Origin of the sequence: Agromyces cavernae, assembly GCF_021044935.1 — a bacterium.
Taxonomy (GTDB): domain Bacteria; phylum Actinomycetota; class Actinomycetes; order Actinomycetales; family Microbacteriaceae; genus Agromyces; species Agromyces cavernae.
This window is the reverse complement of the sequence record NZ_JAJNMP010000004.1, coordinates 18,017-41,011: the sequence shown is the minus strand read 5'-3', so window position 1 is coordinate 41,011 and position 22,995 is coordinate 18,017. Positions and strand designations below refer to the sequence as shown.

21 protein-coding genes are annotated in these 22,995 nt (G+C 71.0%); 19 read left to right on the top strand and 2 right to left on the bottom strand.

Going from position 1 to position 22,995, the window contains the following annotated elements; genetic code table 11:
• The first annotated feature begins 155 nt into the window (after positions 1-155).
• From LQ757_RS15810 to LQ757_RS15795, 4 genes are all read left to right on the top strand, one after another.
• Complete coding sequence (locus tag LQ757_RS15810; RefSeq protein WP_231048236.1) at positions 156-1,145, top strand: methylenetetrahydrofolate reductase; 990 nt, start codon at positions 156-158, stop codon at positions 1,143-1,145.
• Positions 1,142-3,487 carry a 5-methyltetrahydropteroyltriglutamate--homocysteine S-methyltransferase gene (gene metE / locus LQ757_RS15805; RefSeq protein ID WP_231048235.1) on the top strand — a complete coding sequence of 782 codons (2,346 nt, stop codon included), beginning with the start codon at positions 1,142-1,144 and terminating at the stop codon, positions 3,485-3,487. Before LQ757_RS15810 ends, metE begins: the two co-directional genes overlap by 4 nt.
• Before the next feature lie 146 nt (positions 3,488-3,633).
• Positions 3,634-4,755 (top strand): Kelch repeat-containing protein, encoded by a 1,122-nt coding sequence (locus LQ757_RS15800; RefSeq protein WP_231048234.1) that lies wholly within the window; start codon positions 3,634-3,636, stop codon positions 4,753-4,755.
• Between the two features lie 72 nt (positions 4,756-4,827).
• Positions 4,828-5,574: an alpha/beta fold hydrolase gene (locus tag LQ757_RS15795; RefSeq protein ID WP_231048233.1), complete on the top strand. Its 747-nt coding sequence runs from the start codon at positions 4,828-4,830 to the stop codon at positions 5,572-5,574.
• An 11-nt stretch (positions 5,575-5,585) separates the two neighbouring features.
• On the opposite strand, the gene lexA is transcribed toward LQ757_RS15795, so the two are convergent.
• Positions 5,586-6,254, bottom strand: a complete 669-nt coding sequence (gene lexA, locus LQ757_RS15790; protein ID WP_372459676.1) for a transcriptional repressor LexA — start codon at positions 6,252-6,254, stop codon at positions 5,586-5,588.
• A 276-nt stretch (positions 6,255-6,530) separates the two neighbouring features.
• On the opposite strand from lexA, the gene LQ757_RS15785 reads away from it, so the two are divergent.
• From LQ757_RS15785 to LQ757_RS15740, 10 genes are all read left to right on the top strand, one after another.
• A complete protein-coding gene (locus LQ757_RS15785; RefSeq protein ID WP_231048231.1) occupies positions 6,531-6,926 on the top strand; it encodes a LysM peptidoglycan-binding domain-containing protein in 396 nt (131 codons plus the stop codon).
• Positions 6,927-6,998: 72 nt separating this feature from the next.
• Complete coding sequence (locus LQ757_RS15780) at positions 6,999-8,099, top strand: histidinol-phosphate transaminase (RefSeq protein WP_231048230.1); 1,101 nt, start codon at positions 6,999-7,001, stop codon at positions 8,097-8,099.
• Positions 8,096-8,710, top strand: coding sequence for an imidazoleglycerol-phosphate dehydratase HisB (gene hisB, locus LQ757_RS15775; RefSeq protein WP_231048229.1), 615 nt, complete (start codon positions 8,096-8,098; stop codon positions 8,708-8,710). The genes LQ757_RS15780 and hisB overlap by 4 nt, the downstream gene beginning before the upstream one ends.
• Positions 8,707-9,345, top strand: coding sequence for an imidazole glycerol phosphate synthase subunit HisH (gene hisH, locus LQ757_RS15770; protein WP_231048228.1), 639 nt, complete (start codon positions 8,707-8,709; stop codon positions 9,343-9,345). The genes hisB and hisH overlap by 4 nt, the downstream gene beginning before the upstream one ends.
• A 107-nt stretch (positions 9,346-9,452) precedes the next feature.
• Complete coding sequence (priA, locus tag LQ757_RS15765) at positions 9,453-10,199, top strand: bifunctional 1-(5-phosphoribosyl)-5-((5-phosphoribosylamino)methylideneamino)imidazole-4-carboxamide isomerase/phosphoribosylanthranilate isomerase PriA (protein WP_231048227.1); 747 nt, start codon at positions 9,453-9,455, stop codon at positions 10,197-10,199.
• A complete protein-coding gene (locus tag LQ757_RS15760; protein WP_231048226.1) occupies positions 10,183-11,013 on the top strand; it encodes an SseB family protein in 831 nt (276 codons plus the stop codon). The genes priA and LQ757_RS15760 overlap by 17 nt, the downstream gene beginning before the upstream one ends.
• On the top strand, positions 11,010-12,092 hold the full coding sequence (locus tag LQ757_RS15755) for a winged helix DNA-binding domain-containing protein (protein WP_231048225.1): 1,083 nt from the start codon (positions 11,010-11,012) through the stop codon (positions 12,090-12,092). Before LQ757_RS15760 ends, LQ757_RS15755 begins: the two co-directional genes overlap by 4 nt.
• 145 nt (positions 12,093-12,237) lie before the next feature.
• The gene (locus LQ757_RS15750) at positions 12,238-13,647 is read left to right on the top strand and encodes a pyridoxal phosphate-dependent decarboxylase family protein (protein ID WP_231048224.1); all 1,410 of its coding nucleotides are present in this window, start codon (positions 12,238-12,240) and stop codon (positions 13,645-13,647) included.
• Between the two features lie 9 nt (positions 13,648-13,656).
• The gene (locus LQ757_RS15745) at positions 13,657-18,228 is read left to right on the top strand and encodes an ATP-dependent helicase (RefSeq protein WP_231048223.1); all 4,572 of its coding nucleotides are present in this window, start codon (positions 13,657-13,659) and stop codon (positions 18,226-18,228) included.
• Positions 18,215-18,991 carry a DNA-formamidopyrimidine glycosylase family protein gene (locus LQ757_RS15740; protein ID WP_231048222.1) on the top strand — a complete coding sequence of 259 codons (777 nt, stop codon included), beginning with the start codon at positions 18,215-18,217 and terminating at the stop codon, positions 18,989-18,991. The genes LQ757_RS15745 and LQ757_RS15740 overlap by 14 nt, the downstream gene beginning before the upstream one ends.
• 13 nt (positions 18,992-19,004) lie before the next feature.
• Here the strand turns inward: LQ757_RS15740 and LQ757_RS15735 are convergent, their stop codons facing one another.
• Entirely contained in the window at positions 19,005-19,331 is a 327-nt protein-coding gene (locus LQ757_RS15735; protein ID WP_231048695.1) for a DUF1844 domain-containing protein, read from the bottom strand.
• Positions 19,332-19,712: 381 nt separating this feature from the next.
• Here LQ757_RS15735 and infC point away from each other — a divergent pair, with 381 nt between their 5' ends.
• The 5 genes from infC (at position 19,713) to LQ757_RS15710 (ending at position 22,946) form a co-directional block, all read left to right on the top strand.
• On the top strand, positions 19,713-20,333 hold the full coding sequence (gene infC, locus LQ757_RS15730) for a translation initiation factor IF-3 (protein ID WP_308195661.1): 621 nt from the start codon (positions 19,713-19,715) through the stop codon (positions 20,331-20,333).
• A 55-nt stretch (positions 20,334-20,388) separates the two neighbouring features.
• Positions 20,389-20,583 carry a 50S ribosomal protein L35 gene (gene rpmI / locus LQ757_RS15725; RefSeq protein WP_231048220.1) on the top strand — a complete coding sequence of 65 codons (195 nt, stop codon included), beginning with the start codon at positions 20,389-20,391 and terminating at the stop codon, positions 20,581-20,583.
• Between the two features lie 49 nt (positions 20,584-20,632).
• Positions 20,633-21,019, top strand: coding sequence for a 50S ribosomal protein L20 (rplT, locus tag LQ757_RS15720; protein WP_231048219.1), 387 nt, complete (start codon positions 20,633-20,635; stop codon positions 21,017-21,019).
• Positions 21,020-21,288: 269 nt separating this feature from the next.
• Positions 21,289-22,101 (top strand): TrmH family RNA methyltransferase, encoded by an 813-nt coding sequence (locus LQ757_RS15715; protein WP_231048218.1) that lies wholly within the window; start codon positions 21,289-21,291, stop codon positions 22,099-22,101.
• 56 nt (positions 22,102-22,157) lie between these two features.
• A complete protein-coding gene (locus tag LQ757_RS15710) occupies positions 22,158-22,946 on the top strand; it encodes an amino acid ABC transporter ATP-binding protein (protein ID WP_231048217.1) in 789 nt (262 codons plus the stop codon).
• Positions 22,947-22,995 lie beyond the last annotated feature (49 nt).

Genomic DNA, 22,995 nt, shown 5'->3' with positions numbered 1-22,995 from the left:
ATCGTCGCTCCTGATCGTCGGTGAGCGGCCGGATGCCCCTCACCTGGAGCGACCGCCGAGCCCGGCACCCGCCCGCGACACCCGCCCGCCGTTCCGGCAGGGGGACGCGGCCCGCCGTGCCTCCGCCGACCGGCTCGCACCGCAGGAGACGACTCATGGCAGCCACCGGTGAAGACGCATCGGACGCGGACTGTCGGCCGCGCCCTCCGATCTCGTTCGAGCTCTTCCCGCCGCGCAGCGACGCCGCGGCACTCGCCCTCGGTCGCACGATCGACCGGCTCGCCGAGGTCGACCCCGCCTTCATCTCGGTGACGTTCGGCGCGGGCGGCTCGTCGCGCGACCGTTCGCTCACGGTGCTGCGGTACATGCTCGAGAACACCGACGTCGAGCCCATGGCGCACCTCACGTGCGTCGGCTCATCGCACGCCGAGGCGAATCGCCTCGTGCGCGAGTTCCTCGACGCGGGCATCACGAGCTTCCTCGCGCTTCGCGGTGACCCCCCCGCGGGTGCCGACCCCGATGCCGGCATCGGCGACCTCGGCAGCGCGGCCGAGCTCGTGCAGCTCATCCACCGGGTGCAGGAGGAGCGCGAGCCGTTCGCCCAGGAGGGCATTCCCGGCGTGCCGGGTGCCTCGCGCATCGGCGAGCGGCGACGGCCCGAGCGGGTCGCGGTCGCGGCCTTCCCCACGGGACATCCGCGCTCCCTCGGTCTGAACCAGGACGTCGATGCCCTGCTCGCGAAGGAGGTCGCCGGCGCGAACCTCGCGATCACCCAGCTGTTCTGGCACGCCGACGACTACCTCGGGTTCGTCGAGCGCGCCCGTGCGGCCGGGGTGACGATCCCCATCGTTCCCGGCATCATGCCGGTCACCACTCCGGCCAGGCTCGCGAGGCTCACCGAGCTCACAGGAGTCGAACCGCCGTCGGAGCTCGCGATCGACCTCGAGATCGAGCCCGACGCCGAATCGTGCGCCGAGCTCGGCATCGCCTATGCCGCCCGACTCGCGCAGGACGTGCTCGACGGCGGCGCCCCCGGATTGCACCTGTACACCTTCAACCGGCATGACGCCGTGCTCGCCGTGCTCGGTCGTCTCGACCTCCACACCACCCCGCAGCTCGCCAATGAGAGGAACACATCACGATGACCGCACATGCATTCCCCGAGGGGACGATCCTCGGCTACCCGCGCATCGGCCGCCGCCGCGAACTGAAGCGGGCGGTCGAGGCGTTCTGGGCCGGCTCGATCGACGCCGCCGAGCTCGAGGCCCGAGCCGCAGAACTGCGCGCCGCGACCCGCGAGCGACTCGCCGGGCTGGGCCTCGAACGCACCGGATCGGCGATCCCCGAGTCGTTCTCGTACTACGACCAGGTGCTCGACGCAGCGGTCGCCGTGGGTGCCGTGCCGCCCCGGTTCGCCCGGTTCCTGGCGGCCGACGGCGGCGTCGACCTCGCGGCGTACTTCACGATCGCCCGCGGCGTCGGCGACGACGCCCCGCTCGAGATGACGAAGTGGTTCGACTCGAACTACCACTACCTGGTGCCCGAGATCGGCCCCGACACCGCGTTCGAGTTGCACCCCGAACGCATCCTCGCGGAGTTCGCCGAGGCGAAGGCGCAGGGGTTCCTCACGCGCCCCGTCATCGTCGGGCCCGTGACCCTCCTCCTGCTCGCCAAGCCGGCAGATGGTGCGCCGGCCGGCTTCCGCCCGCTCGACCGCCTCGCCGACCTCGTGCCCGTGTACGCGCAACTGCTCGAGCGGCTCGCTGCGGCGGGCGCCGAGTGGGTGCAGCTCGACGAGCCCGCGCTCGTGAGCGAGAGCTTCGACGAGCGGCGTGAGCGCGTGCTCGAGGCCGCCGCGGCCGCCTACGACGCACTCGGCGCAGCTGACGCGCGACCCTCGATCTTCGTGGCCGCACCCTACGGGTCGCTCGACGCCGCGCTGCCGGTGCTGGCGGCGACGCCGATCGAGGCGATCGGGCTCGACCTCGTGCGCGGCACCGCGCCCGCACACCTCGACCCCGTGACCGAGGAGTCGCTCGCGGCGAAGACGCTCGTCGCGGGTGTCGTCGACGGTCACAACATCTGGCGCGGCGACCTTGCGGCGGCGTTCGCACGGGCCGAGGCGGTGCAGCACCTGTCGGACTCGGTCGCGGTGTCGACCTCGACGTCGCTGCTGCACGTGCCGCACGACGTCGAGGACGAGACCCTGCTCGACCCGCGCCTCGTGAGCTGGCTCGCGTTCGCCGACCAGAAGGTCGCGCAGGTCGCCACGCTCGCTCGCGGACTGACCGAGGGCAGTGAGGCGATCGAGACCGACCTCGCCGGGGCATCCGCAGCCCTTGCAGATCGCGCCGCCGCGGCGGGCGTACGCGTTCCCGCAGTGCGAGAGCGGCTCGCGGCGCTCGCCGCAGGCGACTTCACTCGCGCTTCGTACGACGAGCGGGTCGCCGCGCAGGCGAGCCTCGAGCTGCCCGAGCTGCCGACCACGACGATCGGCTCGTTCCCGCAGACCGGCGACATCCGGCGGGCGCGCGCGCGACTCGTCAGGGGCGAACTCGACGAGAGCGGCTACCGGCAGCTCATGCGCGACGAGATCGACCGGGTCGTCCGGCTGCAGGAGGAGCTCGGCCTCGACGTGCTCGTGCACGGCGAGCCCGAGCGCAACGACATGGTGCAGTACTTCGCCGAGCTGCTCGACGGTTTCGCCGTCACGCAGCACGGCTGGGTGCAGTCGTACGGGTCGCGCTGCACGCGGCCGTCGATCCTCTGGGGTGACGTCTCGCGTCCGGCTCCGATGACCGTCGAGTGGTCGACGTACGCGCAGTCGCTCACGGAGAAGCCGGTCAAGGGCATGCTTACCGGTCCGGTGACGATCCTCGCATGGTCGTTCGTGCGCGACGACCAGCCGCTCGGCGATACGGCACGACAGGTCGCGCTCGCCCTCCGCGACGAGATCGACGACCTCGAGCAGGCCGGCATCCGGGTCATCCAGGTCGACGAGCCGGCGCTGCGCGAACTGCTGCCCCTCAAGCGCGCCGACCAGCCCGCGTACCTCGACTGGTCGGTCGGCTCGTTCCGGCTCGCCACCGGCGGTGCCGCGCCGGCCACGCAGGTGCACACCCACCTCTGCTACTCGGAGTTCGGCGTCGTGATCGACGCCATCAGGAACCTCGACGCCGACGTCACCTCGATCGAGGCGGCACGCAGCCGCATGGAAGTCGTCGACGATCTCGGCGAGAGCGGGTTCGACCATGGGATCGGGCCGGGCGTGTACGACATCCACTCGCCGCGCGTGCCGAGCGCAGCCGAGGTGCAGGCACTGCTCGAGCGCGCGGTCGCCGAGATCCCGGCGGCGCGACTGTGGGTGAACCCCGACTGTGGGCTCAAGACCCGCGGCTACGACGAGACCGTCGCGTCGCTCGAGCACATCATCCAGGCGACTCGCGCGGTGCGCGCCGAACTGTCGGAGCCCGTGCTCGCCGAGTAGTCCGGGTTCGCCGGGGAGTCCGCGTTCGAACGGTCCTGTCGGATGTCGCGTGCCCCGCGGCATCCGGCCGGATCGGTCCCGCATCCGCAACGAGCGCGATCGCGGCCCGGCGTTGTCGCGCGGTGCGCGCGGACGTACCATGCGGCATGCGCACGTCCGTGGTCGCGTCGTTGGCGATCGTCGCGGTCCTCCTGTCCGGGTGCACGGCGGGGGAGCCGCCGGCACCGGTCCCGGGTGCGACCGGGGACGGGGTCGACGCGGTGCAGGCCGCGGAGCGCGCCGCCCACACGGCGACCTCGCTCGCCGACGGCCGGATCCTGGTGGCAGGCGGATGCGTCGTCGACGGTTGCGGTACGGCGAGCGCCGATGCGATGGTCATCGGCGCCGACGGGGTGACCGTGACGTCCGTTGCACCCATGAGCGTGCCGCGCACCAACCACACGGCCAACCTGCTGCCCGACGGGCGCGTGGTCGTCGCGGGCGGATTCCTCGGCGAGGGCGAGGGCGTCACCGGATCGATCGATGTCCTCGACCCGGTCGGGGCGACCACGGTTCCCGCACCGCCGGGAACGCCGCGCGGCGGCCACGCGGCAAGCCTCCTACCCGACGGTCGCGTGCTCGTCGTCGGGGGCGACACGGGTACAGGCGGATTCACCGCGGATGCGGAGATCTTCGATCCCGGCACCGGTGCGGTAGCGACGGCGAGCCCCTTGCCGTGGGCGGCGGACGCCCTCGAGGCGACCCCGCTCGACGACGGTCGCGTGCTCGTCACGGGTGGACGGGTCGACGGAGGCGCAGGCACCACCGCGGCCGCTCTCTTCGACCCTGATCTCGACGAATGGGTCGCAGTGGGACCGCTCGCGGTTCCCCGGTTCAAGCACTTCCAAGTGACGCTCGCCGACGGGAGGGTGCTCGTGGGCGGAGGCACGGCAGACGACCGCGTGCTCCATGCCTCGACCGAGGTCTTCGACCCCGACGACGGCGGCTTCTCGCCCGGGCCCGACCTCACGCAACCGCGGTACAAGCTCTCGGGCGGTGCGCTCGCCCTCGCCGACGGTCGGGTGCTCATCGGCGCGGGCGCCGACACGGTGGAGCTCATCGACGTCGCGGCGGGCACGTCGACGGTGGTCGAGGAACTCGGCACGACGGCCTCCTTCGCGACCGTGAGCCGACTCGAGGACGAGTCGGCGCTCCTGCTCGGGGGCTACGACGGCCGGATCTCGTTGACGGGTCTCATGCGAGTGGTGCCGATCCCGGATCGCCGCTGAGTCGGCGGCTCGCAGCGTCCACCCAGTTCTGTCGGGGGCGATGCCCAGCGGGGGCGGCTAGGTTCACGTCACATGCGCCTCGCAGTTCACGAATCCGGCAGCGGCTCCAAGACCGCCATCCTCATCCACGGCATCATGTCCGATTCGCGGGCGTGGCACCGGGTTAGCGCCGAGCTCGAGGCCACGGGATTCCGGGTGCTCGCGGTCGACCTCAGCGGTCACGGCCGGAGCCCTCGAGCGCGGCGATACTCGCCCGCCGCGTGGGCCGACGACGTCGTCGAGACGGTCTCGCCGATGCTCGACGTCGCACCCGACGTGGTCATGGGGCATTCGCTCGGCGGGCTCGTCGCAAGCCTCGTGGCCGATCGGCTCGCGCCGGGCGCGGCGATCTACATCGACCCGGCGTTCGCCTTCCCGGAGGGGCTCAAGGGCTGGGCCTTCAAGCTGTTCTTCGCGATCGCACCGCGGCCGAGGCGGTCGGCGCTCGTGCGCATGAACCCCAAGTGGAGTGCGGTCGACGTCGACATCGAGCTCGCGACGCTCCGCGATTGGGACAAGCGCACGATCCTCGGGTTCAGCGACACGCGGCCGCTCGTACCGCCGGCGCGGCTCGTCGCGCCGAGCCTCGTGCTGCTCGCCGAGAAGAGCCTGCTCATCACCGATCGGGTCGCCGCCCAGATGCGCCGCCAGGGCATGACGGTGGCGACCGTGCCCGGCACCGGTCACACGATCTTCCGTGACGACCACGCCGGATTCATGAACGCGGTGCTCGAGTGGCTGCGTGGCGTGGCTCCCGCTGCCGTTCGCGCGGAGGCGTGAGGCGGGTCGCGTCAGACGGTTCGCAGCACCGCCACGACTTTGCCGAGCACCTCGGCGTGATCGCCGACGATCGGCTCGAACGCGGTGTTGCGGGGGAGCAGCCATGTGTGGCCGTCGCGCTGTCGGAACACCTTGACCGTGGCTTCCCCGTCGAGCATCGCGGCGACGATCTCGCCGTTCTCTGCCGTGCGCTGTGAGCGCACCACGACCCAGTCGCCGTCGCAGATCGCGGCATCGATCATCGAGTCGCCGACGACCTTGAGGATGAACAGCTCTCCCTTTCCGACGAGCTGGCGGGGGAGCGGGAAGACCTCATCGATCTGCTGCTCGGCGGTGATCGGAACGCCCGCCGCGATGCGGCCGACGAGCGGGACCATGGCTGCGTCGCCGACCGGCGCGGGGTCGCCCGCGGCCGGGCTGCGCTCCTCGAGGCCCGGCAGCTCGATCAGCACCTCGAGCGCACGCGGCCGGTTGGGGTCGCGCCGCAGGTAGCCCGCGAGCTCGAGTTGATTGAGCTGGTGCGTGACACTCGACAGTGAGGCGAGCCCCACGGCGTCGCCGATCTCGCGCATGCTCGGCGGATAGCCGCGGCTCGCGACCGATCGCTGCACGACCTCGAGGATGGCGATCTGCTTCGCACTCAGGCTCTTACGGCGTCGTGCCCGGCTCGTCCCACGCACGTCGTTGTCGGTGCTCACGGTCTCGCCCCTTCGTCGAGGTCGCCTCGCGACCCAATGTCAGTGGTGTCTGGTCGACTGTCTTCCGGACATTCGAAACTGTATCCGCCCGGGGTGGCTTCGGCAAACATCCGTTCGAGTGTGTCGCCGAATCCAACCGCAAATTCATCACGGCGGGGTGCTTGCGGGTTCGAATATTCGAAGATATATTCGGAACAGAGATTCGCATCCGGCCCTCCCGGCCGAGGGCCGGATGCGACTTCCGTCAGGAGGTGTGACATGAGCGCAGTGATCGTGATTCCCGGCTACCGCTCTCAGGCGAGCCTACGAGCGCCCGATTCCACCGGCGACCGGGACGCTCGGCCAGGCCGACTCCGTCTCACTCGCCGTGGCAGGGTCGTGTTCACCTCGCTCGCCGCGATCCCGCTCGTGGTGTGGGCGCTCGTGGCCGTGCTCTCCGCAGGTGGTGCTGCCGCCGACGCCGAAGGCGCCGGAGTCGGCGCGGGGCTCGCGTACGTCACCGTCGACGCGGGCGCCTCACTCTGGGAGATCGCCATGGCGGTCGACCCGTCGGCCGACCCGCGGGTCGTCATCGACGAGATCGTGCGTCTCAACGGCCTCGACGACGCGGTGATCGAGCCCGGGCAGCGGCTCGCGGTCCCGAACGCCGGGTGAGGCCCTGTCGAACGGCACTGTCGAACGGCACCGCCGAACGGCGGCCCGAGTCGGCGTCGGTAGCATGGATCGGTGACGAGTCTCGACGACCTCCCCATCCGCGACGACCTGCGGGGGCGCACGCCCTACGGTGCTCCGCAAGAGCATGTTCCGGTCGCACTCAACGTCAACGAGAACACGCATCCGATCCCCGAAGACGTGGCGCACGACATCGTGGCCCGCATCGCGGCGGCCATCCTGCGACTCAACCGGTACCCTGACCGCGAGTTCAGCGAGCTTCGCACGGCCTTGGCGGCGTACCTCGGCCACGGGCTCACCACCGAGCAGATCTGGGCGGCCAACGGCTCCAACGAGGTGCTGCAACACATCATGCAGGCCTACGGCGGACCCGGCCGCTCGGCGCTCGGCTTCGCACCGACCTATTCGATGTACAGCCTCCTCGCGGCTGGCACGGGCACCCGGTGGATCGCGGCATCCCGCGACGCCGACTTCGAACTGAGCCCCGAAGCCGCCGTCGCGGCGGTGCGCGAGCACGATCCCGACATCGTGCTGCTCTGCGCCCCGAACAACCCCACGGGCACGCCGCTCTCACTCGAGACGATCCGGGCCGTCGCCGACGCCGCACGCGGTGTCGTCGTGGTCGATGAGGCGTACTTCGAGTTCGCCGATCCGGGCACGCCGAGTGCATTGACCCTGCTCGACGGGCGACCGCGCCTGCTGATCTCTCGCACCATGAGCAAGGCATTCGCATTCGCGGGTGCCCGGGTCGGCTACCTGGCGGGCGATCCCGCGGCGATCGACGCACTGCGACTCGTGCGCCTGCCGTACCACCTCTCCGCGCTCACGCAGGCTGCGGCGCTCGGCGCGCTCGCGCACGCCGACGAGATGCTCGCCATGGTCGACGAGATCCGCGGGCAACGCGAGCGCATCTCGCGCACGCTCGCCGAACTCGGGTTCGCGCCGGCACGCAGCGGCTCGAACTTCGTGCTCTTCGGCGGCGTCGACGACCCGCACGCGGTCTTCGAGGCACTGCTCGCACGAGGCATCCTGATTCGCGACATCGGCATCCCCGGCCACCTCCGCGTGACCGCCGGAACCGAGGCCGAGACGACCGCGTTCCTCGAGGCGGTCGCCGTCTTCGCGCCGGCGGGCCGCAATAGGATTGACGCATGAGCGCAGTGACGTCCCCGCGCACGGCTCGCGTGCAGCGCGAGACGAGCGAGTCGAGCATCGACCTCTCGATCGACCTCGACGGCACCGGCACGAGCGACATCGAGACGGGTGTTCCGTTCTACGACCACATGCTCACGGCCTTCGCGAAGCACTCGCTCACCGATCTCACGGTGCGTGCGAGCGGCGACGTCGACATCGACGTGCACCACACCGTCGAGGACACCGGCATCGTGCTCGGCCAGGCGATCCGGCAGGCGCTCGGCGACAAGCGGGGCATCTCTCGGTACGGCGACGCGCTCGTGCCGCTCGACGAGGCGCTCGCCCAGGCGGTCGTCGACATCTCGGGCCGGCCCTTCCTCGTGCACTCGGGCGAGCCCGCCGGGTTCGAGTTCCACCTCATCGGCGGTCACTTCACCGGGTCGATGGTGCGCCACGTCTTCGAGGCCATCACGTTCAACGCGGGGCTCACCGTGCATGTCACCGTGCTGGGCGGGCGCGACCCGCACCACATCGCCGAGGCCGAGTTCAAGGCGTTCGCGCGCGCGTTCCGCCAGGCGAAGGCGCTCGACCCCCTCGTCTCGGGCATCCCGTCCACGAAGGGCGCCCTGTGAGCCGCACCCCGCGCGTCGCGCTGCTCGACTACGGTTCGGGCAACGTGCACTCCGCCGCGAAGGCGCTCGAGGCGGCCGGGGCTGACGTCGAGATCACGGCCGACCGCACCGCGGCACTCGAGGCCGACGGGCTCGTGGTGCCGGGCGTCGGCGCGTTCAAGGCCGTCGTCGACCAGTTGCATGCGGTGCGGGGCGACGAGGTCATCGACCGGCGCCTCGCTGGCGGTCGCCCGGTGCTCGGCATCTGCGTCGGCATGCAGATCATGTTCGAGCACGGCGTCGAGCGCGGGGTCGACACCGAGGGGCTCGGCGAGTGGCCGGGCGTCGTCACCGAGCTTCCGGCCGCCGTACTGCCCCACATGGGTTGGAACACCGTCACGCCCGACGAGGGCTCGGTGCTGTTCGACGGCATCGAAGACGAGCGTTTCTACTTCGTGCACAGCTTCGCCGCCCAGCAGTGGAAGCTCGAGGTGATGCCGCCGTTCCCCGCCCCGAAGCTCACGTGGGCCGAGCACGGCGGACGCTTCCTCGCCGCCGTCGAGAACGGGCCGCTGTCGGCCACGCAGTTCCATCCCGAGAAGTCCGCGGCGGCAGGCATCCGCCTGCTCGCGAACTGGATCGGCACGCTCCACTGAGTGCGCTGATGTCCGGGCAGGTCACGCTCACGCGCCACCGTCGGTGAAGGCGTAAGATCCTGTGACTGTGCCCACGTCGATTCCGACGAAGATTCCTGAGGACAGTGATGAGTGAGTTCAACAAGACCCCCGGCCTGGTGCTCCTCCCGGCCGTCGATGTCGCCGGCGGCAAGGCCGTGCGTCTGACGCAGGGCGAGGCCGGCACCGAGACGAACTACGGCGACCCCGTCGACGCGGCGATGGACTGGGCCGACCAGGGCGCCGAGTGGATCCACCTGGTCGACCTCGACGCGGCGTTCGGCCGCGGCTCGAACGCTGCGATCCTGAAGAAGACGATCCGCCAGGTGCGCGGCGTCAACGTCGAACTCTCGGGCGGCATCCGCGACGACGAGTCCCTCGAGCACGCGCTCGAGATCGGCGCGAAGCGCATCAACCTCGGCACCGCCGCGCTCGAGAACCCCGAGTGGGCTGCTTCGGTCATCGCCCAGTACGGCGAGGCGATCGCCGTCGGACTCGACGTGCGCGGCACCACGCTCGCGGCGCGCGGGTGGACGAAGGACGGCGGCGACCTGTGGCAGGTCCTCGAACGTCTCGAAGAAGCGGGCACCGCACGCTACGTCGTGACCGACGTCACGAAAGACGGCACGCTGCAGGGCCCGAACCTCGACCTGCTGCGCCAGATCATGGACCGCACCGAACGGCCCATCGTCGCGTCGGGCGGCGTCTCGAGCCTCGACGACCTCGTGGCCCTTCGCGAGCTCGTGCCGCTCGGCCTCGAGGGCGCGATCGTGGGCAAGGCACTCTATGCGGGCGCGTTCACGCTCGCCGAGGCACTGGATGTCGCGTCGCGCTGACGACCCGGACGTGCCGCCGACGGATGACGCGACCGCGGTCGACCCGAAGCACACCGACTCCGCAGGCGTGCCATGGGCGGGTCGCTCGTTCGAACCCAACCCGCACGCCGCCGACGACGGGCTCGCGCCGCCGAGGCTTGCCGCTGCGATCGCCCGGTTCCGCGACGGCACGGCCGGACAGGCCGAGGTGGTCGCCGCATTCGCCGAGTCGCGACTGCTGATCCCCCTGCTTGCGCAACTCGGCGACGGCGGCGCAGAGGTCGGCGCGCACGGACTCGCCGTCGACAAGAGCCAGGAACTCTCGATCGTGACGGTCGCGGGCCCCGACGGTCGCCGAGTGCTGCCCGTCTTCGCGTCGGTCGAGGCGATGTCGACGTGGAACCCGGTCGCGAGGCCGGTTCCCGCCGACGGAGTGCGCGTCGCCTTGGCCGCGGCCGACGATGACACCGAGCTCGTGGTGCTCGACCCGGGCTCGCCCACCGAGTTCGTGCTGCGTCGACCTGCGGTGTGGGCGGTCGCGCAGTCGCACGAGTGGGCTCCGCCGTTCGAGTCCGAAGCCGTGCGCGACGCCTTCGAGCGCTCGATCCGCTCGGAGCTCGCCGTGCTCGCCGTCACCTTGCTGCCCGGAGACCCGGGAGCTCGCCTTGCGGGTCCCGAGCTCGTCGTGCGGCTCGAGCTCGTGCAGGGCCTCACCCGTGACGAGCTCGACGCGACGACCGCGCGCCTCGCGCGACGGTGGGCGGCCGACGAGGTCATCGCCACGACGGTCGACTCGCTCGCGGTGAAGCTCGTCGGCGGGACATCCGTCGCATGACGATCACCGACCACGACATCGCGCGCTGGCGCCTGAGGAGCCAGCATGCCATCGGGCCGTTCATCGACGGCGCCGAAACAGTCGTCGATTCCCTGCTGGCCGTGCAGGCCGAGAACCCGGCGCAGTCGGCGTGGGCGGTGGTGTCGCGCACGAGCGCACCCGACTTGGGCGAGCTGGCCGAGCTGCTCGGCTCGGGGCAGGTGCTGCGGACCCATGTGCTTCGACCGACGTGGCACTACGTGCGCGCCGACGATGCCGCGTGGCTGCTCGAGCTGACCGCTCCCCGCGTGCGTCGGGTGACGGCGCAAGGGCTGCGCGAGGTCTTCGGCATGGGGGCGCCCTCGGTCGACACGGCCTCCGAACTCGTGCTCGCCGCGGTCGCCGATGGGCGGCATCGCACCAGGCCCGAGCTCGCCGACGAGCTGTCGCAGCACGGGTTCGAACTGAGCGGTCAGCAGCTGATGATCCTGCTCGCGCACCTCGAGCTCGACCTGCTCGTCTGCAGCGGCATCCCGCGCGACGGCGAGCACACCTACGCTCGGTTCGACGAGCGGGTTCCGAGCCCCCGCAGGCCCGACCGCGACGACGCGCTCGGCGAGATCGCGCGGCGGTACTTCAGCGGGCACGGCCCTGCGACCGAGCGCGACCTCGCGTACTGGGCGACCCTCACGCTCGGCGACGTGCGGCGCGGGCTCGAGTCGGCTCGTGATCACCTCGACTCGTTCCAGCACGACGGGCGCACGTTCTGGCACGCGCCGGGCGATCCGCCCGACGGCCCTGGCCAACCCGGGGCGCACCTGCTGCAGATCCTCGACGAGCTCTACCGCGGGTACCAGGACAGCCGGATGGTGCTCGACGTCGCGGGGCTGCTGCAACGCGGCCGCGAGCCCACGGCGGGAATGGCGCTCGTCGACGCCCAGATCGTCGCGACGATGCGCCGGCGGCTCACGTCCGATCGGGTGATCTTCTCGCTCGGACCGTACCGCGACCTTCGCCGTCGAGAGCTCGACGAGCTTCGGCGCGCGGCGGCTCGGTACGGCGACGTGCTCGGGCTCGAGGGAGTTCTCGAGGTGTCCTGACGCGGGATGCGCGCCGCTGCGGCGGGCGGCACGCGGGCGCGGCGCGCGGACGCGGCATCCACCACCGTGCCGAGACGTTGACCGCCGGCGATCGGCTGTCGCAGAATCGTCAGTGCGCTCCAGATGCGCGGAATCCAGGTACGTCATGGCCGACCGATCCGGTGACCGGGAGGGCTGGGGAGCCCGCTACGAAGCGGTGCTCGACGCCGCGGACGCGCACGCCAGGGCGTGGTTGTCGGGGGTGGGCGAGCGCGCGATCCCGCCGGGCATCCGACCCGACGAGGTGGCCGATCGACTCGGCCGCGCCCTCTCCGACGACGGCGAGCCGCCCGTCGAGGTCATCGATCACCTCGTGATGGCGGCCGAACCGGGACTCATCGCCACCGGCTCCCCACGGTTCTTCGGCTGGGTGATCGGCGGCACGCAGCCGGTCGCGCTCGCCGCCGACTGGCTCGTCTCCGCGTGGGACCAGAATTCCGGCCTGAGCGTGATCTCGCCCGCCGCTGCCGCCGTCGAGGATCTCGCGGGGGAGTGGCTCGTCGACCTGCTCGGCCTGCCCGCCGGCAGCGAGGTCGGGTTCACGACCGGCGCGACGATGGCGCAGTTCACGAGCATGGCCGCGGCACGCGACGAAGTGCTGCGCCGCGTCGGCTGGGATGTCGAGACGGGCGGGATGTCGGAAGCTCCGCGCATCCGGTTCATCGTCGGTGAGGAGCGGCACGGCACGGTCGACCTCGCCGGGCGCTACCTCGGACTCGGATCGCCGACGATCGTCGCGGCAGACGAGCAGGGACGCATCCGCGTCGACGCGCTGCGCGCGACCCTCGCGGCCGGCGACGGACCCGCGATCGTGCTGCTGCAGGCCGGCAACATCCATTCCGGCGCCTTCGACGACTTCACCGCGGCGATCGCCGTCGCCCACGAGGCGGGGGCGTGGGTGCACGTCGACGGTGCGTTCGGCCTGTGGGCAGCGGCGTCGCCCGCGCTGCGTCACCTGACGGCCGGAATGGCCGGTGCCGACTCGTGGTCGACCGATGCGCACAAGACGCTCAGCGTGCCCTACGACTGCGGCATCGCGATCGTGCGCGACAGCGAGGCGATGCACCGCGCGCTCAGCATGCACGCGAGCTACCTGCAGGCGACCGAGGTCGGCGCCGACCCGCACGAGCGGGTTCCCGAGCTCTCGCGGCGTGCGCGCGGCATCCCGACCTGGGCGGTGCTGCGCTCACTCGGGCGCAACGGGGTCGCCCGATTGGTCGATGGGCTCGCCGAAGCCGCGCGAGGGATCGCCGACGGCGTCGGCGCGCTGCCGGGGGTCGAGGTGCTGAACGAGGTCGTGTTCACACAGGTCTGCATCGCACTGGCCGACGACGCGCAGACCGAGGCGCTCAGCGAGCGCCTCTGGAGCGACGGCGAGGTCCTCGCCATGACGTCACGCTGGCACGATCGCGCGGTGGTGCGGTTCTCGGTCAGCAACTGGGGTACGGATGTCGCGCAGGTACGCCGCACGATCGACGCGGTGGCCCGGGCCCGGGCGTCGGTGGCATCCGCTTGAATGGGGAGTATGACTGAGGCGCTCGAAGCGTTCTCGCCCGCGACCCGGGCGTGGTTCACCGAGTCCTTCAGCGCGCCGACGGTCGTGCAGCAGGGCGCGTGGCAGGCGATCGCGCGCGGCGATCACTCCCTCGTGGTCGCCCCCACGGGCTCGGGCAAGACACTCGCGGCGTTCCTCTGGGCGATCGATCGGCTGCACCACGCGGGCGCCGATGCGCTGACCGCCGGAACGAAGGTCGTCTACCTGTCGCCACTCAAGGCGCTCGGGGTCGACGTCGAGCGCAACCTTCGCGCACCGCTCGTGGGCATCGCGCGCACCGCGGCCGCTCACGGTCTCGAAGTGCCCGACGTGTCGGTCGGGGTCCGGTCGGGCGACACGCCGCCCGCCGAGCGCCGCGCGCTCGTCGCGCATCCGCCCGAGATCCTCATCACGACGCCCGAGTCCTTCTTCCTGATGCTCACGTCGGCGGCGCGCGAGACCCTGCGCGGCGTCGAGACCGTCATCGTCGATGAGATCCACGCCCTGGCGGGCACCAAGCGGGGCTCGCACCTCGCGCTGTCGCTCGAGCGGCTCGACGAGCTGACCGTGCGCCCGGTGCAGCGCATCGGGCTGTCGGCGACCGTGCGTCCGCACGACGAGGTCGCCCGCTTCCTCTGCGGCGTGCGCCCGGTGTCGATCGTTGCGCCGCCGTCGGGCAAGAAGTTCGACCTCCGGGTCAGGGTGCCCGTCGACGACCTGTCCGATCTCGCCGGCGAGACCGGTTCCGGATCAGTGTGGCCGCATGTCGAAGAGGCGATCCTCGACGAGGTGCTCGAGCACCGGTCGACCATCGTGTTCGCGAACTCCCGCAGGCTCGCCGAGCGGCTCACGGCACGACTCAACGAGCTCTGGGCCGAGCGGCAGGCCGAGCCGGTCGACGAGCCCGTGGCGGTTCCCGCAGGTGACGGCTTCGTGCCTCCGACCGACGCGATGGGCGGGCTGCTGCCCACTCGACGCCCGCCGGCCGAGCTGCCCGGAGCGTCGGGCATCACGGGCGGCGCACCACCGGTGCTGGCTCGGTCGCACCACGGATCGGTCAGCAAAGAGGAGCGCGCGCTCGTCGAGGCCGACCTGAAATCCGGGCGGCTTCGCTGTGTGGTCGCGACGTCGAGTCTCGAACTCGGCATCGACATGGGCGCCGTCGACCTCGTCATGCAGGTCGAGGCGCCGCCTTCGGTCGCGAGCGGGCTGCAGCGCATCGGCCGTGCCGGGCACCAGGTCGGCGAGGTGTCGAAGGGCGTGATCTTCCCCAAGCACCGAGCCGACGTGCTGCACTCGGCCGTGGTCGCCGAGCGGATGCTCGGCGGCGCGATCGAGGCGCTGCGCATTCCCAAGAACCCGCTCGACGTGCTCGCGCAGCAGACCATCGCCGCGGCAGCCCTCGACGAGTGGGACGTCGAAGCGTGGTTCGAGCTCGTGCGCCGCGCGGCGCCGTTCGCGACCCTGCCGCGTTCGGCGTTCGATGCGACGCTCGACCTTCTCGCGGGCCGCTATCCGTCCGACCGGTTCGGGGAACTGCGCGCCCGGCTCGTGTGGGACCGCGACGCGGGCACGATCGTCGGGCGGCGGGGCGCGCAACGACTCGCGGTGACGAGCGGCGGAACGATTCCCGATCGGGGCCTGTTCGGCGTGTTCATGGTCGGCGAGGCGGGCCCCGGCCGCCGGGTCGGCGAACTCGACGAGGAGATGGTCTACGAGTCGCGGGTCGGCGATGTGTTCGCCCTCGGGGCGACGAGTTGGCGCATCCACGAGATCACGCACGACCGGGTGCTCGTCGCACCCGCATTCGGCGAGCCGGGTCGGCTTCCGTTCTGGAAGGGCGACGGCATCGGCCGCCCGGCCGAGCTGGGCGCCGCGATCGGCGGGTTCATCGCCGAGCTCGCGAGCGCGACCCCGGCCGACGCCCTCGCGCGAGGCCGCGCGTCCGGCCTCGACGAGAAGGCCGCCGCCAACCTCGTCGCATTCATCGACGACCAGCGCACGGCGACCCGTGTCGTCCCCGACGCGACGAACCTCGTCGTCGAGCGCTTCCGCGACGAGCTCGGCGATTGGCGCATCGTGCTGCACTCGCCCTACGGCATGCGCGTGCACGCGCCGTGGGCGCTCGCCGCGGGTGCTCGCGTGCGCGAGCAGTCGGGCGTCGATGCCAACGCCGTCGCGAGCGACGACGGCATCGTCCTGCGCATGCCCGACACCGGCGACGATCCTCCGGGCGCAGAGCTCTTCGCGTTCGAGCCGGCAGAGCTCGCGCAGCTCGTCACCGAGCACGTCGGGGGCTCGGCCCTCTTCGCGGCGCGGTTCCGTGAGTGCGCCGCCCGAGCGCTCATCCTGCCGCGCGCGAACCCGGGCAAGCGGTCGCCGCTCTGGCAGCAGCGCCAGCGTGCCTCGCAGCTGCTCGAGGTCGCACGCGACTTCCCCGAGTTCCCGATCGTGCTCGAGGCGGTGCGCGAGTGCCTGCAAGACGTCTATGATCTGCCCGCGCTCACACACCTCGCCGAGCGCATCGAACGACGCGAGCTGCGCTTCGTCGAGGTGACGACCGAGTCGCCGAGCCCGTTCGCGTCGAGCCTGCTCTTCGGGTACGTCGGTGCCTTCATGTACGAAGGAGACGCGCCGCTCGCCGAGCGCCGAGCCGCCGCCCTGTCGCTCGATCCGGCGCTGCTCGCCGAGCTCCTCGGCACGGTCGAGCTGCGTGAGCTGCTCGATCCCGAGGTGGTCACCGAGATCGAGCGGATGCTCCAGCGCCTCGATCCCGAACGGGCCGCCCGCGGCGTCGAGGGCGTCGCCGACCTGCTCAGCGACCTCGGCCCGCTCACGAGCGACGAGGTGGCGGCGCGCGTCGACACCGAGACCGACGCACAAGGTGCGCTCGCCGAACTCGTGCACGCTCGCCGCGCAGCCGAGGTGCGATTCGCGGGAGAGCAGTGGTTCACGGCGGTCGAAGACCTCAGCCGCCTGCGGGACGCGCTCGGCGTGCCGATTCCGCCGGGGCTGCCCGAGGTGTTCGGTGAATCCGTACGCGATCCCCTCGGCGATCTCGTCGCGCGCTTCGCGCGCACCCACGGGCCGTTCACCGTGCACGACGTGGCCCGGCGGTTCGGCATCGGCCAAGTCGTGGCATCCGCCGCGCTCGGTCGGCTCGGGGCTGAACGACGCGTGGTCGAGGGTGAGTTCCTCCCGCACGGCGCCGGCCTCGAGTGGTGCGACAGCGGAGTGCTCCGGCGCATCCGACGTCGGTCGCTCGCGGCGCTCCGCGACGAGATCGAGCCGGTCGAGCCGCGTGAGTTCGCCCGCTTCCTGCCCGACTGGCAGGCGGTGGGCGGGCGCCTCAGCGGCGTCGACGGCGTCGCGGCGGTCATCGAGCAGCTCGAGGGCGCGCGCATCCCCGCCTCCGCGTGGGAGGCCTATGTGCTGCCGGCGCGCGTCGGCGACTATCGGCCGGCGATGCTCGACGAGCTCACCGCCTCGGGCGAGGTGCTGTGGTCCGGCTCCGGTTCGCTCGCCGGCGACGACGGCTGGATCAGCCTGCACCTGGCTGAGAGCGCCGAGCTGACGCTGCCGCCGCCGTCCGAGACGCCGCTCGATGCCCTCGAGTCAGAGCTCATCGCGGTGCTGGGCAGCGGTGGCGGGTTCTTCTTCCGGCAACTGGCCGACGCGGTCGGGGCCGACGACGATCGGGCACTCGCCGACGCACTCTGGCGTCTGGTCTGGGCCGGACTCGTGACCAACGACACGTTCGCCCCGGTGCGCGGGCTGCTCACAGGCGGCGGTGCGCACCGCACGTCCGCGCCGACCCCTCGGGCACGGCTGCGCTCGGGGTCGCTCACGCGCCGATCGATCGCCGCGAGCGTGCAAGCCGACCGCACCGCACGGGCACGCGCGAACCCGCCGCGCGCCGCCGGGAGGTGGTCGGTGCTTCCACTCGCGAGCACCTCCCCGACGCCGCGGGCGCATGCGCTCGGCGAGACCCTGCTCGAGCGCTACGGCGTCGTCACACGCGGGTCCGTCGTCGCCGAGGGCGTGGTCGGCGGGTTCGCGCTGGCCTACCGCACGCTGTCGGGCTTCGAGGACTCGGGCCGGGTGCGACGCGGCTACTTCATCGACGGCCAGGGCGGTGCGCAGTTCGCGACGACTGCGGCCGTCGACCGCCTGCGCGCCGCCCCGAAAGGCCAGGCGATCGCGCTGGCTGCGACCGACCCCGCGAACCCGTTCGGCGCCGCGCTCGAGTGGCCCGACCCGAGCTCCGACGTCGGCCACCGGCCGGCGCGCAAATCGGGGGCGTTCGTCGCGATCGTCGACGGAGAGGCAGCGCTCTACCTCGAGCGGGGCGGTCGCACGGCGCTCGTCTTCACCGACGACGCCGAAGCGCTCGCGACCGCGGCTGTCGCGCTCGCCGCGACGCTCACCCGTGGACGCACCGAGCGCATGCGCGTCGAGTCGGTCAACGGCGCACCGGTCTTCGGCTCCGTGCTCGACCGAGCGCTGCGCGACGCCGGGTTCCGTGAAACGCCGAGGGGGCTCCGCTTCGATGCCCGAGGGTGACACCGTCTTTCGCGTAGCGCGCGAGCTCGACGCGGCGCTGGCGGGGCGTGTCGTCACCCGCACGGACTTCCGCGTTCCCGCGATCGCGACCGTCGACCTCGCCGGCGAGCGGTTCCATTCCGTCGCGAGCCGCGGCAAGCACCTGCTCATGCGTATCGGCGATCGGGTGGTGCATTCGCACCTCAAGATGGAGGGGGAGTGGCGGCTGTTCGCCGCGGGCGAGCGCTGGCGGCGGCCCGAGTGGCAGGCGCGCGCGATCATCGAGGTGCCGGGCGTCACCGCCGTCGGGTTCGACCTCGGCCAGCTCGACGAGTTCCCCGCCGACGAAGAGCGTGCTCGGCTCGACCACCTCGGCCCAGACCTCCTCGGCCCCGATTGGGACGCCGACGAGGCGGTCCGCCGCATCACGACGACCCCCGACGTCTCGATCGCGGTCGCCCTCGGCGATCAGCGCAACCTCGCCGGGCTCGGGAACGTCTACGTCAACGAGCTCTGCTTTCTCAGGGGCATCCTGCCGACACGGCCGGTCGCCGAGCTCGAACTCGAGCCACTCGTGCGACTCGCGGCCCGGGTCATCCGCGCCAATCGAGATCGAGCCGTGCGCACCACCACCGGCGACCTGCATCGCGGGCGCCAGCTCTGGGTCTATCGGCGCGGCGGCGAGCCGTGCCGCCGTTGCGGCACGTCGATCGAACACGCGCGATTGGGCCGCAACGACGTCGAGCAGCGCGAGACCTGGTGGTGCCCGAACTGCCAGGCGTGAGGCGGCACCGGGCTCAGCTGACCGGTCCGGTCCACTTCTCGCCGGGACCCTGACCGATCGCGTCGGGAATGACCGACGCCTCGCGGAACGCGAGCTGCAGCGACCGCAGCCCGTCGCGCAACGATCGCGCATGCATGTCGCTGATCTCGGGTGCGCCCGCCGTGATGAGGCCGGCGAGGGCGTTGATGAGCTTGCGCGCCTCGTCGAGGTCGATCTGCTCGTCGGGGTCGTCGGCGAGGCCGACCTTGACGGCGGCGGCGCTCATGAGGTGTACGGCCGCGGTCGTGATGATCTCGACCGCGGGAACCTCGGCGATGTCGCGAGTGGCGCCTTCGACCACGCCTTCGGGTGCCTCGACGGCGGGTTCGACCCTGCCGTCTTCGACCGTGCCTTCGACGGGGGACTCGACTGGAGTATTGCGCACAGACTTCCTCTGTTAGACTACTTCGGGCTCCGGGGCTTCTCCCCGGTACGAAAGTGGAGATTCTCCCACCCGCGCATACCGCTTCATCAAGGTTACCGGGTCGATTGCACTCCGCTTCCACGCCACCGGGCAACCGGACTGGGTGACCAGGCCGAAGAACCAGGCGGTGCGGAAGTAGACAGGGTGCCGTATGAGCCGCGGTGGGATTCCGTGTGCGAGTGCGTGGATTTCTCCTTTCGTCGCCGGGCGGCGACCGCCTCCCGGCAGAGCGAAACAGCTGAGTAGAGGAGAACACGCATCAGCGATCCCCGTACCAACGACCGTATCCGCGTTCCCGAGGTCCGCCTCGTGGGGCCTGGCGGAGAGCAGGTCGGCGTCGTGAAGATCGAGGTGGCCCTGCGGCTCGCGCAGGAGGCCGATCTCGATCTCGTCGAGGTCGCACCGAACTCCAAGCCGCCGGTCGCCAAGATCATGGACTACGGCAAGTACAAGTACGAGGCTGCGCAGAAGGCGAAAGAGGCCCGGCGCAACCAGGCGAACACGATCCTCAAAGAGGTCCGGTTCCGCCTCAAGATCGACAAGCACGACTACGAGACCAAGATGAAGCGCGCCGTCGGCTTCCTGAAGTCCGGCGACAAGGTCAAGGCGATGATCCTCTTCCGCGGGCGCGAGCAGTCGCGCCCCGAGATGGGTGTTCGCCTCCTGCAGCGTTTCGCCGAAGACGTGGCGGAGTTCGGCACGGTCGAGCACAACCCCACCATCGACGGCCGCAACATGGTCATGGTCATCGCGCCCCTCAAGAACAAGTCCGAGGCCAAGGCCGAGGCGAATGCACAGCGTGCTGCGGCGAAGGCACGACCGGCGGCGGATGCCCCGGCAGCGCCCGAGTCGCAGACGGTCGAGCCCACCGAGGGCTAGACCAGTCACCCACGTCCGTCACCCGCGTGACGGCAGAACCAAGGAGAAACACGAGATGCCGAAGCAGAAGACCCACTCCGGGTCCAAGAAGCGCTTCAAGGTCACCGGCAGCGGCAAGATCAAGAAGCAGCAGGCCGGTATGCGCCACAACCTCGAGGTCAAGGCCTCGAAGCGCAAGGCCCGTCTGAACCAGGACAAGGTCGTGTCGGCCCCCGACGCCAAGGTCATCAAGAAGCTTCTCGGCCGCTGAGCCGACAGCGTACATAGGCAATCAGGCCCGTTAAGGAAGAAACAGAGTCATGGCAAGAGTGAAGCGCGCAGTCAATGCGCACAAGAAGCGTCGGGTCATCCTCGAGCGCGCCGAGGGATACCGCGGTCAGCGTTCGCGCCTCTACCGCAAGGCGAAGGAGCAGGTCACCCACTCGCTCGTCTACTCGTACAACGACCGTCGCAAGAAGAAGGGCGACTTCCGTCGTCTCTGGATCCAGCGCATCAACGCCGCGTCGCGCGCGAACGGCCTCACCTACAACCGCCTCATCCAGGGCCTCGGCCTCGCGGGCGTCGAGGTCGACCGCCGCATCCTCGCGGAGCTCGCGGTGAACGAGCCCGCCACGTTCGCGGCGCTCGTCGAGACCGCCAAGCAGGCCCTCCCGGCCGACACCTCGGCCCCGAAGACCGCCGCGTAAGCAGGCGGCTGCGTCCACAGGGCCAGACACCTCGGCCCCGAAGACCGCCGCGTTGGCAGCACTTCGCATTCGACGGCCCGGCACCCTCAGGGTGCCGGGCCGTTGGTCGTCCCGGCACCCGCCACCCGCCCATGCACCGAAAACAGGAAGACGCGCCGATCGCGCAATGAGAACAGGCGCCACGCGTCGCCGAGCAGGGCCTTTTTCCTGTTCTCGGAACGCCGGATGACGCATCGGAGGCGGAATCCGCCCGGCAATAGACTGGCGACATGCTCGAGAACCCCCGCTCGCCGCGTGTCCGCGCGGTCGCCAGACTCGCGAACAAGTCCGAGCGGGTCGACACGGGGCTCTTCCTCCTCGAGGGGCCGCAGGCGGTCTCCGAGGCGCTCAGATTCCGACCCGAGCTGATCGTCGATCTGTTCGCCACGCCCACCGCGCTCGAGCGGCACGCCGAGATCGCGGCCGCGGCGGCCGACGCCGGCCTCGAGGTCGAGTTCGTCACCGAGCCCGTGCTCGATGCGATGGCCGACACGGTCACCCCGCAGGGGTTCGTCGCGGTGTGCCGCCAGTTCCCGACCGCGGTGAAAGACGTCTTCGCGGCATCCCCGAAGCTCGTCGCGATCCTCGAAGAGGTGCGCGATCCCGGCAACGCGGGCACGATCGTGCGCGCCGCCGATGCCGCCGGCGCCGACGCGGTGATCTTCACCGGGCGCGCGGTCGACCTCTACAACCCGAAGGTCGTGCGCTCGTCGACCGGGTCGATCTTCCACCTGCCCGTGGCGGTCGGCGCCGAGCTCGCCGACGTGCTCGATCGAGCCCGCACCGCCGGCCTCACGGTGCTCGCCGCCGACGTCAAGGGCGATGACCTGCTCGCCGTTCGCGACGACGGCGTGCTCACCGCGCCCACCGCCTGGCTCTTCGGCAACGAGGCTCGTGGGCTGCCCGACGAGCAGCTCGCGCTCGCCGATCGCGCCGTCACCGTGCCCATCTACGGGCACGCGGAATCGATGAACCTCGCCACCGCCGCGTCCGTCTGCCTGTATGAGAGCGCGTTCGCGCATCGAAGTGCGCATCACAGTTAGGTAACCACCGCGCCGCGGGTTGTCCGATGGTTCCGGTTGGCCCTATTTTGAGGGATATGGAGCCTGCCCAGCCCGCACCCGCAACGTCGAACATCAGCGTGCGCCGAGGGGAACCGCTCGTCGTCGTCGAGCGCGTCGAGAAGCACTTCGGCGACCTGCACGTGCTCAACGACATCAACACCGTCGTCAATCGCGGCGAGGTCGTCGTGGTCATCGGGCCCTCGGGCTCCGGAAAGTCCACCCTCTGTCGCGCCATCAACCGACTCGAGACGATCGACTCGGGCACCATCTCGATCGACGGCCAGGTGCTGCCGGCCGAGGGCGCCGAGCTCGCCCGGTTGCGTGCCGACGTCGGCATGGTGTTCCAGTCGTTCAACCTGTTCGCACACAAGACGGTGCTCGAGAACGTGACCCTCGCACCGATCCGCGTGAAGAAGAAGTCCCGCAAAGAGGCCGAAGCCAAGGCGATGGAGCTGCTCGACCGGGTCGGCGTCGCCAATCAGGCGAAGAAGATGCCCGCACAGCTCTCGGGCGGCCAGCAGCAGCGCGTCGCGATCGCCCGCTCGCTCGCGATGAATCCGAAGCTCATCCTGCTCGACGAGCCCACGAGCGCGCTCGACCCCGAGATGATCAACGAAGTGCTCGACGTCATGGTCGGCCTCGCCCAAGAGGGCATGACCATGATCGTGGTCACCCACGAGATGGGATTCGCCCGCAAGGCGGCCGACCGCGTGCTGTTCATGGCCGACGGCAAGATCGTCGAAGAGGCCACGCCAGCCGAGTTCTTCGACAACCCCCAATCCGATCGCGCGAAGGACTTCCTCTCGAAGATCCTCGAGCACTAGGCCTTCGCCATCACGACCTTCGCCGTCACGAGCGGCGGGGAACACCACA

Coding starts and splice junctions, on each gene's coding strand:
- LQ757_RS15760 (WP_231048226.1), top strand. CDS start 10,183: ATGTCGCGTCGCGCTGACGACCCGGACGTGCCGCCGACGGATGACGCG.
- priA (WP_231048227.1), top strand. CDS start 9,453: ATGAGTGAGTTCAACAAGACCCCCGGCCTGGTGCTCCTCCCGGCCGTC.
- LQ757_RS15745 (WP_231048223.1), top strand. CDS start 13,657: ATGACTGAGGCGCTCGAAGCGTTCTCGCCCGCGACCCGGGCGTGGTTC.
- rpmI (WP_231048220.1), top strand. CDS start 20,389: ATGCCGAAGCAGAAGACCCACTCCGGGTCCAAGAAGCGCTTCAAGGTC.
- hisB (WP_231048229.1), top strand. CDS start 8,096: ATGAGCGCAGTGACGTCCCCGCGCACGGCTCGCGTGCAGCGCGAGACG.
- LQ757_RS15715 (WP_231048218.1), top strand. CDS start 21,289: ATGCTCGAGAACCCCCGCTCGCCGCGTGTCCGCGCGGTCGCCAGACTC.
- rplT (WP_231048219.1), top strand. CDS start 20,633: ATGGCAAGAGTGAAGCGCGCAGTCAATGCGCACAAGAAGCGTCGGGTC.
- LQ757_RS15810 (WP_231048236.1), top strand. CDS start 156: ATGGCAGCCACCGGTGAAGACGCATCGGACGCGGACTGTCGGCCGCGC.
- LQ757_RS15710 (WP_231048217.1), top strand. CDS start 22,158: ATGGAGCCTGCCCAGCCCGCACCCGCAACGTCGAACATCAGCGTGCGC.
- LQ757_RS15795 (WP_231048233.1), top strand. CDS start 4,828: ATGCGCCTCGCAGTTCACGAATCCGGCAGCGGCTCCAAGACCGCCATC.
- LQ757_RS15800 (WP_231048234.1), top strand. CDS start 3,634: ATGCGCACGTCCGTGGTCGCGTCGTTGGCGATCGTCGCGGTCCTCCTG.
- LQ757_RS15755 (WP_231048225.1), top strand. CDS start 11,010: ATGACGATCACCGACCACGACATCGCGCGCTGGCGCCTGAGGAGCCAG.
- metE (WP_231048235.1), top strand. CDS start 1,142: ATGACCGCACATGCATTCCCCGAGGGGACGATCCTCGGCTACCCGCGC.
- LQ757_RS15785 (WP_231048231.1), top strand. CDS start 6,531: ATGAGCGCAGTGATCGTGATTCCCGGCTACCGCTCTCAGGCGAGCCTA.
- LQ757_RS15750 (WP_231048224.1), top strand. CDS start 12,238: ATGGCCGACCGATCCGGTGACCGGGAGGGCTGGGGAGCCCGCTACGAA.
- LQ757_RS15740 (WP_231048222.1), top strand. CDS start 18,215: ATGCCCGAGGGTGACACCGTCTTTCGCGTAGCGCGCGAGCTCGACGCG.